Annotated in this window: 16 protein-coding genes; 13 read left to right on the plus strand and 3 right to left on the minus strand. The window is 62.1% G+C overall.

The genetic code is table 11. The annotated features are described in order from the left end of the window. Positions 1-94 precede the first annotated feature (94 nt). From tolQ to HNO79_RS13355, 13 genes are all read left to right on the plus strand, one after another. On the plus strand, positions 95-760 hold the full coding sequence (gene tolQ / locus HNO79_RS13295) for a protein TolQ (RefSeq protein ID WP_010515145.1): 666 nt from the start codon (positions 95-97) through the stop codon (positions 758-760). Between the two features lie 2 nt (positions 761-762). Next, positions 763-1,197: a protein TolR gene (gene tolR, locus HNO79_RS13300; RefSeq protein ID WP_010515144.1), complete on the plus strand. Its 435-nt coding sequence runs from the start codon at positions 763-765 to the stop codon at positions 1,195-1,197. 30 nt (positions 1,198-1,227) lie between these two features. Beyond that, positions 1,228-2,220 (plus strand): hypothetical protein, encoded by a 993-nt coding sequence (locus tag HNO79_RS13305; RefSeq protein WP_029329575.1) that lies wholly within the window; start codon positions 1,228-1,230, stop codon positions 2,218-2,220. A 30-nt stretch (positions 2,221-2,250) separates the two neighbouring features. Continuing rightward, positions 2,251-3,618 carry a Tol-Pal system beta propeller repeat protein TolB gene (tolB, locus tag HNO79_RS13310; RefSeq protein WP_010515142.1) on the plus strand — a complete coding sequence of 456 codons (1,368 nt, stop codon included), beginning with the start codon at positions 2,251-2,253 and terminating at the stop codon, positions 3,616-3,618. Between the two features lie 247 nt (positions 3,619-3,865). Beyond that, positions 3,866-4,336 carry a peptidoglycan-associated lipoprotein Pal gene (pal, locus tag HNO79_RS13315; protein ID WP_010509121.1) on the plus strand — a complete coding sequence of 157 codons (471 nt, stop codon included), beginning with the start codon at positions 3,866-3,868 and terminating at the stop codon, positions 4,334-4,336. A gap of 111 nt (positions 4,337-4,447) precedes the next feature. Continuing rightward, a complete protein-coding gene (locus tag HNO79_RS13320; protein WP_010515141.1) occupies positions 4,448-5,191 on the plus strand; it encodes a tol-pal system YbgF family protein in 744 nt (247 codons plus the stop codon). Positions 5,192-5,207: 16 nt separating this feature from the next. Beyond that, positions 5,208-6,482, plus strand: a complete 1,275-nt coding sequence (gene tilS, locus HNO79_RS13325) for a tRNA lysidine(34) synthetase TilS (protein WP_214165457.1) — start codon at positions 5,208-5,210, stop codon at positions 6,480-6,482. A 131-nt stretch (positions 6,483-6,613) separates the two neighbouring features. Beyond that, a complete protein-coding gene (gene ftsH / locus HNO79_RS13330) occupies positions 6,614-8,554 on the plus strand; it encodes an ATP-dependent zinc metalloprotease FtsH (protein WP_010515139.1) in 1,941 nt (646 codons plus the stop codon). 98 nt (positions 8,555-8,652) lie between these two features. Further along, positions 8,653-9,690 (plus strand): dihydropteroate synthase, encoded by a 1,038-nt coding sequence (folP, locus tag HNO79_RS13335; RefSeq protein WP_214165456.1) that lies wholly within the window; start codon positions 8,653-8,655, stop codon positions 9,688-9,690. Between the two features lie 51 nt (positions 9,691-9,741). Beyond that, positions 9,742-11,100, plus strand: a complete 1,359-nt coding sequence (gene glmM / locus HNO79_RS13340; protein ID WP_010515136.1) for a phosphoglucosamine mutase — start codon at positions 9,742-9,744, stop codon at positions 11,098-11,100. Between the two features lie 5 nt (positions 11,101-11,105). Beyond that, complete coding sequence (gene thiD, locus HNO79_RS13345; protein WP_214165455.1) at positions 11,106-11,909, plus strand: bifunctional hydroxymethylpyrimidine kinase/phosphomethylpyrimidine kinase; 804 nt, start codon at positions 11,106-11,108, stop codon at positions 11,907-11,909. Positions 11,910-12,049: 140 nt separating this feature from the next. Then, entirely contained in the window at positions 12,050-12,778 is a 729-nt protein-coding gene (locus tag HNO79_RS13350; protein WP_214165454.1) for a response regulator transcription factor, read from the plus strand. A gap of 302 nt (positions 12,779-13,080) precedes the next feature. Continuing rightward, on the plus strand, positions 13,081-13,521 hold the full coding sequence (locus HNO79_RS13355) for a hypothetical protein (RefSeq protein WP_235721329.1): 441 nt from the start codon (positions 13,081-13,083) through the stop codon (positions 13,519-13,521). A gap of 33 nt (positions 13,522-13,554) precedes the next feature. On the opposite strand, the gene HNO79_RS13360 is transcribed toward HNO79_RS13355, so the two are convergent. The 3 genes from HNO79_RS13360 to HNO79_RS13370 form a co-directional block, all read right to left on the minus strand. Next, entirely contained in the window at positions 13,555-13,797 is a 243-nt protein-coding gene (locus tag HNO79_RS13360) for a hypothetical protein (RefSeq protein WP_010515130.1), read from the minus strand. 224 nt (positions 13,798-14,021) lie between these two features. Continuing rightward, positions 14,022-14,627: a hypothetical protein gene (locus tag HNO79_RS13365; RefSeq protein WP_214165473.1), complete on the minus strand. Its 606-nt coding sequence runs from the start codon at positions 14,625-14,627 to the stop codon at positions 14,022-14,024. A 115-nt stretch (positions 14,628-14,742) separates the two neighbouring features. After that, positions 14,743-15,435, minus strand: a complete 693-nt coding sequence (locus HNO79_RS13370) for a YfdX family protein (RefSeq protein ID WP_010515128.1) — start codon at positions 15,433-15,435, stop codon at positions 14,743-14,745. Positions 15,436-15,618 lie beyond the last annotated feature (183 nt).

A 15,618-nucleotide genomic window follows, 5' to 3' on the forward strand; every position in this document is an offset into this window, starting at 1 on the left:
TCGTGTTTGTGCGAACGGTCAAGGTGGGCAGGAGGTATATTTGGACCAAGCGGTTAACGCGGCGAATCTGGGCGCTGCAGCGGGTGATCTGTCGATGTGGGCGCTGTTCATGCACGCATCGATTGTGGTCAAGCTGGTAATGATTGGCCTGGTAACCTGCAGTGTGATTGTGTGGGCAATCATCTTCGACAAATTCACGACCATCCGCCGGATCAACCGGCAGGCGGATGATTTTGAGGAACGCTTCTGGGCCGGTGGCAGCCTAGAAGACCTGTACGAATCCGATGGGGCAAAGCCCGTCCATCCCATGGCGGCAGTCTTTGGCGCGGCAATGGGCGAATGGCGGCGGTCGTCGCGCATTACCGGCATCGATCTGGTGCATGGCGGGGTGCAGGACCGCGTCAACCGCGCCATGGCCATTACCATTACACGGGAAATGGACCGCCTGAACCGGTGGATCATCTTCCTTGCCACCATCGGGCCGGTCGCGCCGTTCATCGGCCTGTTCGGCACGGTGTGGGGGATCATGCATGCCTTCGGGTCGATCGCGGCGATGCACAACACCAATCTGTCCGTCGTGGCGCCGGGTATTTCCGAGGCCCTGTTCGCGACAGCCATCGGTCTTGTCACGGCCATCCCGGCGGTGATCGCCTATAACGTGATCAGCAACAGCATGAGCGTGTTCGAGGACCGGCTGGACGCCTTCGGTACCGAATTCGCCGCCATCCTGTCGCGGCAGTCCGAAGAAAGGGGCGCCTGATCATGGGGGCAAGCCTGAGCGACCTGCGCGGACGCCGGCGCAAGCGGCGCCCCATGGCGGAAATCAACGTCACCCCGCTGGTTGATGTGATGCTGGTGCTGCTCATCATTTTCATGGTGACGGCCCCCATGATGACAAGCGGCGTGAACGTGGACCTGCCCAAGACGGACGCGGCCCCGGTCAATACCGATACCAAGCCGATCACCGTCTCGATCCGGTCCAATGGCGACCTGTACCTGGGCGATGATCCCGTCTCGCCGGACCAGTTGGTGGACCAGTTGAAGGCGGCGGCGCAGAATGATCGCGAACACCGCATTTTCGTACGGGGGGATTCCCATATCGATTATGGCCGGGTGATGCAGATCATGGGCCAGATCACGGCAGGCGGCTTTACGCACGTGGCGCTGCTGGCGCAGCAGCCGCCCGGCGGCCACTGAGCTGAACCAGGTATCGGGAGCCGTCTGATCGTGGTGCCACCGCGTCGTTCCGAACGTATTCTCATGCGGCGCTCCGTCCTGGTGTCAGGCGGGCTGCATGTCGCGCTGCTGCTTGCGGTACTGCTCAGGATGCCGGTGCCGGTTCCCAAGGAACCGCCACCGCCGCCCACGATCGAGATGGAATTCGCGGCCGATACCGGCACGTCGACCCCGCACAAGGGCGACAGGCCTGCGCCCAAGCCTGCCCCGGCGCCCGCGCCGGTCAGGCAGGAGGCGCCACCCGCGCCCACCCCGCCGGAGAAGGCACCGAACGAGGAAGCGGCCCCGCCACCACCGCCACCACCACCCATGCCGCCGCCGCAGCAGGCGCCAAAGCCCGTGCCGGATGCGCCGACGCCGCCGCGTGAACAGCAGCCTTCACCCGATGCGGTGAAGCTGCCGCCCACGCCGCCCAAGGCCGCACCGGCGCAGGCCCATGCCCCGGTTCCCCCGTCGGACCAGCCGGACCCGACGGCAGCGCCCAAGGTGCAGGAGCGGTCAAGCACGACGCAGCCCAACGAGGCGAAGAAGCACGTGCCCGATACGCATTCCCTTCTGGCGACGCTGGATGCCTTCCGTGCGGACCAGAAGCAGACGCATCCGCCCAAGGCGCGCCCCAACCCGCAGCAGGGCGGCGCGCCCGATGGCGGCGGGACGCCGGATGGCGATATCACCAGTGCGCTGAACGCAACGCAGCAGAAGGCGATCGGCAATTCCGTGCGGCGCTGTTATTCGGAAGATACGGCCGCGCGGAATTATGCCCAGTTCGTGGCGCATCTGGTGGTGACGGTCGATGGGACCGGTACGGCGCGACTGGTGGAATTCGCCCCCCAGACACAGGCACAGATGGCGTCGGACCCGTCCTACCGTGCGCTGGCGGAACGCGCGCGTGATGCGGTGCTCAGCCCCACCTGTGCCAAACTGCCCATTCCGCAGAACCTGCTGGGACAGACCAGACAACTGAAATTCGTATTCCGTCCCTGAGATACGGGGAACGAAGGCGAGGAGAGGAAAATGACGTCAAGCGTAAAGCCACTGATCCCCGATGATGATGCCGACCGGCTGGCCGCGGCCTTTGGCCGTCGTGGCTTCATGGGGGCGGGTGTGGCCGGCGGCCTTATGGCCACGCCGCTGTTTGCCGCGGGTGCCGCCCATGCACAGGCGGCGGGCGATGCCGAAATCACGGTGGACCAGGCGCGCACCGCGCCCATTCCCATTGTCCTGCCTTCGCTGGGCAGCGGCGTCGCGCAGCAGATCACGGATGTGATTTCCGCCGATCTTGGGAATTGTGGGCTGTTCCGTCCCATCAGCGCCAGCATGCCGCAGGGCACGCCGGATTTCGGCAGTTACAAGTCCATGGGCGCACGTGCGGCCGTGACCGGAAAGGTCGTGGACCAGGGCGGTAGCCTGCGGGTGGAATTCCGCCTGTGGGATGTCGTGACCGGCAAGCAGGTCCAGGGTACGGCCTATACCGCCGCGTCGCAGGACTGGCGCCGCATTGCGCATGTGATTGCCGATGTGATCTACGGCCGCCTGCTGGGTGAACAGGGCTACTTCAATTCCCGCATTGCGTATATCGCGCGTTCCGGCCCGCGTGCGCGGCAGGTCACGCGGCTTGCCATCATGGATCAGGATGGGGCGGACAGCCGTTACCTGACCAATGGGCAGTGGCTGACGCTGACGCCGCGCTTCAATCCGGCCAATAGTGAACTGGCATTCATGTCGTACGCCAACTACAGGCCGCGTGTTTACCTGTTCAACCTCAATACTGGGCAGCAACGACTTCTGGGTGACTTCTCGGGTATTTCATTCGCCCCGCGTTTCGCGCCCGATGGCCGGTCCGTGGTCCTGTCGGTTACGCGTGGCAGCGGGTCGGACATCTATACGGTGGACCTGGCCACGATGGCGCGGCGGCAGATTACGTCGTCCGGCGCGATTGACACCAGCCCGTCCTACAGCCCCGACGGGTCGCAGATCGTATTCAACTCCGACCGTGGCGGGTCGCCGCAGCTCTATATCATGAGTGCCGCAGGCGGGGATGCGAAACGAATTTCCTATGGTCACGGCCATTACGGGTCGCCAGTGTGGTCACCGCGTGGCGATCTGATCGCGTTTTCGCGTATTGCCAATGGCAGTTTCTCGCTTGGTGTCATGGCGCCTGATGGCACGGGTGAGCGGATCCTGACACAGGGCTTTACTGTGGAAAGCCCGACCTTCTGCCCCAATGGGCGCGTGCTGGCGTTCTGCCGCCAGAGTTCTGCGGGAAGCAATGGTGCCGGATTTGCAACAGGTATCAATACAATTGATATCACCGGTTTCCATGAACGTGCCCTTCCGGCGGGAAGCGCGTCGGACCCCACGTGGTCGCCATTAAACAAGTAAGTTTTTCAATGAGTTGGACAGACAATATTCCGCAACCTAATCATTTAGCAAATGGCGGGTATGTGTTTGTCCAACATTGACTGTGGCCGGGTTTTATCTCTATGGTAACGGCGGTTTCCAGCGATCGCGGGTTTCTGTTGGACAGTTTGTTTGGCAGGACGCAACGAGACTCGGGACCGTTCTATATTTAAATCCGGAAATTCAACAAATGGTTTCAAGTAATGGAACCGATCCAGGATCAAAAGTAATGAAACTGAAGCTTCTCGGTGCGGCCGGCATGGCCCTTTTTCTCGCTGCCTGTTCCGATCATGCGAACAAGAACGTGAACACGGGCGCGGCCACGCAGCAGGTCGGTCCCACCCCGGGCAGTGAAGCTGACCTGGTTGCGACCGCTGGTGACCGTGTGCTGTTCGCCCTGAACCAGAACACGCTGTCGAGCGATGCGAAGGCAACGCTGGACAAGCAGGCGGCGTGGCTTGCCAAGTACCCGCAGGTACACGTGCAGATCGCCGGTAACTGCGATGATCGTGGCACGGAAGAATACAACATCGCGCTGGGTGAGCGTCGTGCCAACGCTGCACATGACTACCTGGTGGCGAAGGGTGTCGATGCGTCGCGCATCACCACCATTTCCTATGGTAAGGACCGTCCGACCGCCGTTGGCGATGACGAAGCATCCTGGGCCCAGAACCGTAACGCCATCACGGCGGTACAGTAAGTTTCTGCCCACGCTTTCGATTGCGTGACAGTTATGGAACCGGCCGGGCGCTTATCGCTCGGCCGGTTTTGTTTTAGGTAGGCATGTCTTGTGTTTCAGAGGGTTTGGTCCATGCGGTCTGTGATGTCATGTTTCCTTTCGGTCCCGTCCCTGTGCCGCCAGTGGGGCAGGGTGGGCATCCTGGCATGCGGCGTGTCGCTGGCATGCGTGGGGCTGGCCCGGGCCGATGACAGCGGCAACCTGACCCTGCAGCTGCTGGATCGCGTCAATGCGTTGGAAGACCAGACACGGCAGATGCGTGGCCAGATCGACCAGTTGACCAATCAGGTCCAGCAGCAGAATGCCACGCTCAGCAAGCAGGTGGAGGATATGAACTTCGCCATGCAGCATGGCCATGGTGGCGCGGCAGCCGGTACTGCAATGGCCGCGCCTGCAGCCGCTGCCACGGGCGCAGCACCTGCGGCCGTCAAGCGCACGCCGGATGAGGTGCTGAAAGCCGGGAATGAGGCGCTGCTGAAACAGGATTACGCCACGGCGCAGGCCGATGCGCAGCAGGTCCTGTCCGGTCCCAAGTCACCCCGGCAGGTTGATGCCCAGTACCTTCTGGCGCAGTCGCTGGCGGGGCAGAAACAGTACCGCCAGTCCGCGCTGGCCTATTATGATGCCTATAACCGTGCGCCACACGGACAGCGTGCGCCCAGCGCCCTGCTGGGGGTGGCGGCCACGCTTGTGGCGCTGAATGACAAGGCTTCGGCCTGTCAGGCGCTGGACAAGCTGTCCAGCGAGTTTCCCGAACCCGCCGCCCGTATCAAATCCGCTGAACAGGTCTATCGTAAACGCGCCAAATGTAACTGACTGGCGGGCGGCGCTGGTGACTTCGGCTGAACCGGTCAATCCGTCACGTTTTTCCGCCATGATGGCATCTCTTGGTCCCTGGCCGGGTGCGGGCGTGCCGGTTGCGGTTGCGGTATCTGGCGGGGCGGACAGCATGGCGCTGGCCATTCTTGCGCGGCAGTGGCGGCGCGATGTGGTGGCGCTGGTGGTGGACCATGGCCTGCGGGCCGAATCCCGGACTGAAGCCGAACAGACCCTTGCCCGGCTGTCCACCCTGGACATTCCCGGCCGGCTGCTGGTGCTGACGGGACTGGAACGCGGAAGCCGCATGGCGGAACGTGCCCGGCGCATGCGCTATCAGGCGCTGTCTGCGGCCTGTCGCCAGATCGGGGCGCTGGATCTGCTGGTGGCCCATCATGCGGGGGATCAGGCGGAAACGGTCATGATGCGCGCGCGTGCCGACAGTGGCGATGACGGGCTGGCGGCCATGGCGATCGTGACCCCCACGGTCGATATACGCATTGTCCGGCCATTGCTGGCGTTTCCCAAGGCCGCCCTGTACGCCACCGTCCGCGCTGCAGGCGTGGCGTGGGTGGAAGATCCGTCGAATCATGACCTGCGTACGGAACGCGCGCGGGCGCGGCAGGCGCTGGCCCATGACGGGGGCCATGCCGCGCGCCTGCTGATGGAGGCCCATCGTGCCGGGGCGGGACGCATGGCGCGGGATGCGGCGGCTGCGCGATGGCTTGCGGCCCATGCCCGGTTTCATTGTGGGGGGTGGGTGGTGCTGCCTGCCGGGCTGGCGCCCGCGCGGCTGCTGTCCGCCCTGATCCGCGTAGTGGCCGGGCGGGATTATTCCCCGGCGCGCGACGCGGTGGAACGGCTGGTTCATGCGCCCCGGCCCGCGACCCTGGCCGGGGCGGCGATTATCCCGTGGCGCGATGGGCAATGGATCATCGCGCGCGAAGAATCGGCGGTTTCGCCGCCCGTCATCGCGCGTGTGGGCGAGATGTGGGACCGGCGCTTCGTGCTGTGGGCGCAGCACCTGCCCCATGGCTGGACCATGGGGGCGGCAGGCGCGGTTGCATCATGGTGGCCAGGCGGGCGACCGCGCTCTATCTGGCCCGCACGCGTGTTGCGTACGCTGCCTGCGCTATGGCATGATGGACATGTGATGGCCGTTCCGCATATCGGGCTGCGCACGCAGGATTGTGTGGCCGATGCGGTTTTTGTGAACCAGCCACCCCACCCCGTGTTGCCCGGAACCATGTTTTATGGCCCCGATGACGGACGTTCTGATCCATTGTCATAAAAGGTGGTGGATTGGGGGTGTGAATGTCCCTTGATCGTCCTATGTATGATAGGACGTAGTGAACGTGGCGTCTGTTCGTCTGCCCGCGTGGGGTGGTTGCGAAGGGGCCAGCGGATGGAACAGTAGGCAAGATGAACAATTTCGGCCGCAACCTGGCCCTGTGGGTTATCATCATCGTCCTGTTGCTGCTGCTGTTTAACGTTTTCCAGCCCGGAAGCGTGCAGCACGCATCGCAGCAACTGGCATATTCCGATTTCATCGGGGACGTGAACAGCGGGCATGTCCGGTCTGTCGTGGTGCAGGAACATAACATTACCGGCACACTGACGGATGGCACCTCGTTCGACACGTATGCGCCGCAGGACCCGACCCTGATTTCCCGCCTGACGGATAAAGGGGTGGAGGTCGCTGCCAAGCCGCTGGAAAGCGATACCAACCCCTTCCTGCGCTACCTGATCAACTATGCGCCGCTGCTGCTTATGGTGGGGGCATGGATCTTCATCATGCGCCAGATGCAGTCCGGTGGCGGCCGGGCCATGGGCTTTGGCAAGTCGCGTGCACGGATGCTGACCGAAAAGCAGGGCCGTGTGACGTTTGATGACGTGGCGGGCATTGATGAAGCCAAGGGGGAACTGCAGGAAATCGTGGATTTCCTGCGCGACCCGCAGAAATTTACCCGCCTGGGCGGCAAGATCCCCAAGGGTGTGCTGCTGGTCGGCCCTCCTGGCACGGGCAAGACGCTGCTGGCGCGTGCCATTGCGGGTGAGGCAAATGTGCCGTTCTTCACCATTTCCGGTTCCGACTTCGTGGAAATGTTCGTGGGTGTCGGTGCGTCGCGTGTCCGTGACATGTTCGAACAGGGCAAGAAGGCCGCCCCCTGCATCATCTTCATTGACGAAATCGACGCGGTCGGCCGCCATCGTGGCGCGGGCCTTGGTGGCGGGAATGATGAGCGTGAGCAGACCCTCAACCAGATGCTGGTCGAGATGGACGGGTTTGACAGCAATGAAGGCGTGATCCTGATTGCCGCGACCAACCGTCCCGACGTGCTCGATCCTGCCCTGCTGCGTCCCGGCCGTTTCGACCGTCAGGTCGTGGTGCCCAACCCCGATGTGGCGGGCCGTGAAAAGATCCTGCGCGTCCATATGCGCAAGGTGCCGCTGGCATCCGATGTGGACCCCAAGGTGATCGCCCGTGGCACGCCCGGTTTTTCGGGTGCGGACCTGGCCAACCTTGTCAATGAAGCGGCGTTGATGGCTGCCCGCCTTGGCAAGCGCACCGTTGCCATGCTCGAATTCGAGAACGCCAAGGACAAGGTGATGATGGGGGCCGAGCGCCGCTCCCTCGTCATGACCGAGGACGAGAAGAAGATGACCGCCTACCATGAAGGTGGCCATGCCCTTGTCGGTATCCTTACGCCCGGGTCCGATCCGGTGCACAAGGCGACCATCATTCCGCGTGGCCGTGCACTGGGCATGGTGATGAGCCTGCCGGAAAAGGACCGTTATTCCGAAAGCCGGTCGTGGTGCATCGGCAAGCTGACGCTGGCCATGGGTGGTCGCGCGGCGGAGGAAATCATCTTTGGCCCCGATAACGTGTCCACCGGTGCCTCGGGTGACATCAAGATGGCGACCGACGTGGCCCGCCGCATGGTGACCGAATGGGGCATGAGCGAAAAGCTCGGCATGGTGGCGTATGGTGGCAACGGGCAGGAAGTCTTCCTTGGTCACAGTGTCACGCAGAACAAGAACGTGTCCGAGGAAACGGCGCGCGAGATCGATAACGAGGTCCGCAAGCTGATTGATGCCGCCTATGACCGTGCCCGCAGCCTGCTGCTGGAACATATCGATCAGCTGCACCGTCTGGGCGCCGCCCTGCTGGAATATGAAACCCTGACGGGTGAGGAAATCCGGCAGGTGCTGCGCGGCGAGAAGATCGAGCGTGTGGTGGTTGACGATCCGATGCCGGAAAACCGGCGTCCGTCCGTGCCGCCTTCGGCGCCGTCCGCACCGGTTGCCCCGCTACCCGCACCGGAAGGTGGCGGTGGAGTTGGTGCCGCACCGGCAGGCTAGACCGTTTGATCCGGACGTAAGAATATGGCGGGGTAGCTCATGGCTGCCCCGCCATGTTTGTATCCGGCCCACAAAATCCCGCATTGGCAGAATGATTGATGAACGACCGGCTGATTGAACCCGTTGGCCTGCTGCATGGCCCCGCTGCCCGGCAGGCAGTCGAGGCCGGGCTGGCGCGGTGGCTGGCGGGTGGGCCAACGGCCTACACGCTGGCGCGTCTGTGGGGCGGGGGAGAAGACGGACGTATCCTGCCCGCCGGTAGCCTGCCCGCGCAATGGACAGGGGTTGCAGACCGTCTCAGTGCTCCGTTTCCCGATGCCGGCCTGCCATCGGGACCACAGGTGATGGGGATCATCAATGTCACGCCAGACAGTTTCAGCGATGGGGGACGGCATTACCATGCGGCCTCCGCGCTGGAGTCCATGCTGGCAATGTACGCAGCCGGATGCCGGATCGTTGATATTGGTGGCGAAAGCACCCGTCCCGGCGCCCCGCCTGTTACGGCAGAAGAGGAATGGCGACGGATCGCGCCGGTGATCCGCATGGTGCGCGAGCGCACGGCGCTGGATGACCTGTACCTGTCCATTGATACGCGGCAGGCAATGGTCATGGACCGGGCATTGGAAGCAGGGGCGAATATCATCAATGATGTTTCGGCCCTGACATATGATCCGGCGGCGCGCGCGGTGGTGGCGCGGCATGACTGCCCGGTCATGCTCATGCATATGCGCGGGACGCCTGCCACCATGCGCAACCACACGGTTTATGGCGATGTTGCGGTGGATGTGGTGCGCGAACTGTGGCAGCGGGTGGAGGAAGCGGTGGCAGCCGGTATCGACAGGACGCGCATACTGGTTGACCCCGGCATCGGCTTTGCCAAGACGGTGGAAGGCAACCTTGACCTGCTGGCACGCCTGCCGCTGCTGGCCAATCTGGGCTGCCGGGTGGTGCTGGGTGTGTCACGCAAGCGCATGCTGGGTGAAATCTGTGCGCAGCCGGATGCGGGCCGCCGGGACCCGGCCACCATTGCCGCCAGCCTGCCGGGGCTGGTTTTTGCTGATACGGTGCTGCGCGTTCACAATGTTCCGGCCATGATGCAGGCCGTGCGCGTCAGTCAGGGGCTGGATCGTCACTGACAGGTAAGGTAGGTCGGAGTACGACCTGAATGCATCCGGAGATCCCCAGTAATGGTAAAAACAAGAAAGCTGTTCGGCACTGATGGAATTCGGGGGACTGCCAACCGCTTTCCCATGACGGTCGAAGTGGCACAGAAGCTGGGGCAGGCCGCAGGCCTTCGCTTCATTCAGGGGACCCATCGTCATAGCGTGCTGCTGGGCAAGGATACGCGGCTGTCGGGGTACATGATCGAATGCGCGCTGGTGTCGGGCTTTCTGTCGGCAGGCATGGATGTCACGCTGGTGGGGCCAATGCCGACACCGGCCATTGCCATGCTGACCCGTTCGCTGCGTGCTGATCTGGGGGTCATGATCTCGGCATCGCATAATCCGTATGGGGATAATGGCATCAAGCTGTTCGGCCCGGACGGGTTCAAGCTGTCGGATGAGACGGAGGCCGGAATCGAGGCGGCAATGAATGCCGACCTGACCCACATGCTGGCTGCCCCGGACCAGATCGGCCGGGCGTCACGCCTGAATGACGCGGCGGGACGGTATGTGGAAAACGCCAAGTCCTCCTTCCCGCGCGGGCTGCGGCTGGACGGACTGCGTATCGTGATCGACTGCGCCAATGGCGCGGCCTACCGTGTCGCCCCCACGGCACTGTGGGAACTGGGGGCCGAGGTCGTGCGCATCGGCTGTGACCCCGATGGCATCAACATCAATGAAGGCTGCGGCTCCACCCGGCCCGAAGCCCTGTGTGCGGCGGTGCAGCGGCACCGGGCGGATATTGGCATTGCCCTTGATGGGGATGCCGACCGGGTGCTGATTTCCGATGAAAAGGGACGCCTGATCGATGGCGACCAGATCCTGGCCCTGATTTCCAAGTCATGGGCGCGGCAGGGACGGTTGTCCAGCCGGTATATCGTGGCCACCGTCATGTCCAACATGGGGCTGGAGCGATATCTGGAAACACAGGGGCTGGAACTGGTCCGCACGGCGGTGGGGGACCGCTATGTGGTGGAAAAGATGCGCGAACTGGGCGCCAATATTGGTGGCGAGCAGTCCGGGCACATGGTCCTGTCCGATTTCGCCACCACCGGCGACGGGCTAGTCGCGGCCCTGCAGGTTCTGGCGGAAGTGGTGGAAGCCGGCCGCCCCGCCAGCGAGGTCTGCCGTATGTTCAAACCCTATCCCCAGCTTTTGCAGAATGTCCGTTTCGCGGGCAAAAGCCCGCTGCATGACCCGCAGGTGCATGAAGCCCGCAAGGCCGCGGAAAAGCGGCTGGGGGCGCGGGGGCGGCTGCTGCTGCGCGAAAGCGGTACGGAACCGCTGGTGCGCGTCATGGCGGAAGCGGAAGATGAAGTGCTTGTGAAGGAAGTGGTTGAGGATATGTGCGAAGCTATCAACGCGATCCAGATGGCGGGCTGATTTTCATGCGCGGACGTATTCTTATCATGGCAGGCAGCGATAGCGGGGGGGGAGCAGGTATCCAGGCGGATATCAAGACCGTCACCATGCTGGGGGGCTTCGCCATGACCGCCGTGACGGCACTGACCGTACAGAACACGCGGGGCGTGCATGGTGTCATGCCGGTACCACCTGCCTTCGTCAGTGCGCAGATGCGCTGCGTGATTGATGATCTGGGCGTAGATGCGTTCAAGAGCGGCATGCTGGACAGTCCTGACGTGATCGAGGCGATTGCCAGCGTGCTGATGACATATGCCGATGTGCCTTATGTCCTTGATCCGGTCATGGTGGCAAAAGGTGGAACGTCGTTACTGAAGGACAGTGCGCTGTCCACCCTGAAAGCACGCCTGCTGCCGCTTGCTTCCATCCTGACCCCCAACCTGCCCGAAGCGGAGACCCTGCTGGGCCGCCGGATCGGGAATCGGGCGGACATGGTTGCCGCCGCGCATGACCTGCTGGCCATGGGGCCGCGTGCCGTATTGCTCAAGGGTGGGCATATGCAGGGCGACGAACTGGTGGACGTGCTGCTGGAACGAGACGGGAAAGCAGAGGAATTCGTGACCCGGCGCATCCACACCCGGCATACGCATGGCACGGGCTGCACGCTGGCCAGCGCGATTGCAACCGGGTTGGGACAGGGCATGTCCCTGCGGGACGCGGTTGTGCGGGCGCGTGCCTATGTGCGCAAGGCGATCGCTGCGGCCCCCGGTTACGGTGCGGGTGCCGGACCGCTGGATCATGCGGCAGGCATGGCAGCGTGGGTTAATTAATGATTAATTAATAAAATGGCGGGCTTTTAATTCAAAAAGTTTATAACATAATGGTAATATATTATCAACTTTAGGTTGTCCGGAAATTACAATGCACCTATAGGTGGGTGTAATGTAAAAATATCTACTGGATGGTCGATATGCGGATTTTGCTTGTTGAGCCGGTTGCCCGGAAAGCCCAAGAGACCACCTGGCATATGGAAAAGGCCGGATTTACAGTTGATCATGTCAATACCGGACATGATGCGCTGGGAATGCTGAAAGCATACAATTATGACCTTGCCGTCATGGATATGCGGCTGCCTGATGTGGATGGGTATGAGGTCATCCGCATCAGTCGGGCGGCACGGGTACCAACGCCGGTCATGGTCCTGTCAGAAGAACGGGCGGCCACGGCCAAGGTCAAGGCGTTTTCCATCGGGGCGGATGATTATGTGACCCGTCCGTATGAATCCATGGAACTGACCGCACGGATGCAGGCGGTCATTCGCCGGTCAAAGGGATATAGCGAGCCGACCCTGCGCGCGGGGGAACTTGAACTGAGTCTGGACAGCCGGGAAGTGACCGTTCATGGCCAGAATGTTCACCTGACCGGCAAGGAATACATGATTCTGGAACTTCTGCTGCTGCGCAAGGGCATGGTCCTGACGAAAGATGCCTTCCTGAACCACCTGTATGGCGGCATGGACGAACCGGAAATGAAGATCATTGACGTGTTCATCTGCAAATTGCGCAAGAAGCTGCAGGCGGCTGGCGCGGGACAGCTGATTTCCACCGTGTGGGGGCAGGGTTACGTCCTGCGCGATGAGGGCGTCCAGACGGCCATGCCCCAGCCGCAGCAATCCACGATGCATGCGACGGTTCTCTGACCTGAAACGACGTGGCGGACGTCCGTCCTGCCTTAAAAAAACCATGGAATACAGGTAAAATAGAATAACAAGAAAAATGGCGGGCTTTCCAGAAAAGGAAGGCCCGCCAGAGTTTTAAAGTGATGATTCGATATGCGATGCCCCCATCGCCCTTCTGTTATTGCACTGGTCTTCCGCCCTGGACATGAGATAAATCAAAGTCGGTCGGAATAATGCATATGTTTTTTCTGTCACATCTTTATTCCGTTTCGCGCATGGGACAGGATGCGGGGATTAACAGGATGGAAACAGGCAGAACGTCGATGGGATACAGGACAACGCTGAGGCATCTCTATACTGGTGGCGCCCTGCTGCTTGCGGCATCAGCCAGCCTTACGGCATGCGAAAGCGTGCATGATCAGATCGTGGATAAGGAAAACAGCCTTGCCGCCGCCGGGTTTGTGGCCCGTCCGGCCAATACGCCCGAACGTCAGGTCATGCTGCAGAAACTGCCCCCCAACCGGTTCCTTCAGAAATCGTTCGGGGACCACATGCTGTATGTCTATTCCGATCCGAAGGTCTGCAACTGCCTGTATGTCGGAAACCAGGCCGCCTATGGGCGCTACATGTCCTATGTACAGGCGCAGAACCTGGCGGATCAGCAGCAGATGACTGCCGATATGTACCAGGACGCGTCATGGAACTGGGGCATGTGGGGCTGGGGTGGCGGCTGGGGCGGCCCATGGGGCGGTGGCTGGTGGTAACACGCAGCTTTCCGGCATATTGCCCGACCTGATCTATGTCGGCTTGGGGCGGTGGTCGGCATAGACCACCATCTGCCAGGCTTCCCGGGTGCCAAGCCGGTGTGGATGGGCATGGGCGGGGGGAAGGAGATGTCCCTCGCTTACGGCAACTTCCACCCCACAGCCGACACAGCGGTAAATGCCGGAATGTGGCGCAACGGTACGGGGGGGATGGATTTTGTCGAATTCAGGATCGGTCCACGTATCAACAAACTGTGCGGACTGGTAAAGGGCCATCCCGTTCTCCATAGTTTCCCACTGCCTGCCAGGCCGGTCCGGCATGCCGTCAGGACTGTTTAAAACAATCTTTAGCATGCATGTTATGCGACGCCATCCTGTTCGGTCACGTGACCTTCCGGTAACTGAATGCAACGGATCAGGTCGCGTATTTGGCAATACATCATGAAACGGCTGGCAATGCCCGAAGTATGACGGCATGCATTATTTAATTTGCGTTATGCCTAATCCCCGGACCGAAGGGTCACGGACTGGTCGATCGTCTGGGTCACGATGGCGTTCAGGCCGCCATGGGCGGCTGTCCGCTGGAACGGATCGGCATCATTGTTGAAGGTCGGGTCAAGCTGGTCATTGGTGACCGTGCCATAGACCTGAAAATACATGTCGGGGCGGGCGGGAATTGTATCCATCGTCCATGTCCAGTCATCGGACAGCAACGCCACGGCACCTGTCCGCGCGCAGGGATGGGTCTGTGACAGGGTGACGGCCGTTGAGGTCATAAGGGCGGCCTGCGGACGGTGGTAATCACCATCACCCCCGATATCTTCCATCTGCAGCTGGCGTCGGCGTGTTTCTTCCGCCGGGGAAATGCCATGCCATCCATCCCCGTCCGGGGCAGCATGCGCACGATCCAGCGGGTCGGCGGCGGGACCGAAGGCATGTCCGGCGTAATTCAGCGCCGTGCCCGCGGGCACATGAATTGATCCATGCGTTGGCGTATTCTGAACGAAGCTGTCATTCGCCATGTGCTGGTCCAGGCACAGCTCGATTTCGCCCCCTGCCCATGCGGGCCGGGCCGACAGGGCGGCGCAGGCCAGACCCACGGCCATCACCGCGCGGCAGGCGGCGCGCAGCCAGTCAGGCGGGTCCTGCCGCTTCCCTGACCGGGAAGCGGCGGGGTACGTAAGCATGCACGGCATGAAAACGACCGGAAAGAACCGCGTATCAGTGGGCTGCGGACTTCTTGCCGCTACCCTGTGCCGCAGGGCTGTCCACCATGTCTTCGGAGACGAAGCGGATGCTGTTCTGTGCTTCCTGCAGTGCGCTGTCGGCGCCCTTTGTGTCCTTGCCCGCCAGCAGGTTGGATGCGCGGTACACGTCGCCCGCGCTGGTATCGAGCGGCGCGATGGCCAGCACGAAGTCAACATCAACCGCGGCCACCTGCAGGTTCTGCGCCGCCTGTGCGGGCTTGCCCTTGTTCAGGCTGGTATTGGCGGATGCTACGGCCGTACCCTTGGTGGAGGTGGGCTCCAGGTCTTCGGTCACGATGTATTCGCCATCAACCGGCAGCCATGCGACAGGCTGGGTGGACGCCGAGGCGGAGGGAGCAGGTGCACCGGCCGGGGCCTTCTTGGGTGGGGTCAGCTGGGCTTCGGCCTTCATGAAGACCTTGTTGTCGCTCTTGGCGCGGGTCAGGGCGTTGTTGGCATCGGTCAGCAGTTTTGCTGCGCCCGCGGGGTCGTTATTGGCCAGTGCCGTACGGGCCATGGCAATGTCGTCAAACGCGCGGCTGCCATCAGCCGACAGCTTGGCGAAGTCGCGGTTGACGGCGCGGCTGCTGGACGGGGTTGCGTGGGCGACACCCAGCGCGGTTCCCATCATCAGGGCGGCTGCGGGCAGTAGGGCGAATTTCTTCATGGGGTATCCTCCGGTCTTTGGTCATTGCATCATCGCGCGGCGCCGGATGTAACAAAAGATGTGGCAACGCAATGCCGCTGCCCTGTCTTCGCATGTCAGGACTGACCGGGCGCATCCATGTAAAATGCGGTATGGTCATGTTTCCGCCATGCGTTAGTATGAAATGGTCCCGTTCCCGTCTGG

Origin of the sequence: Komagataeibacter oboediens, assembly GCF_018491655.1 — a bacterium.
GTDB lineage: Bacteria > Pseudomonadota > Alphaproteobacteria > Acetobacterales > Acetobacteraceae > Komagataeibacter > Komagataeibacter oboediens.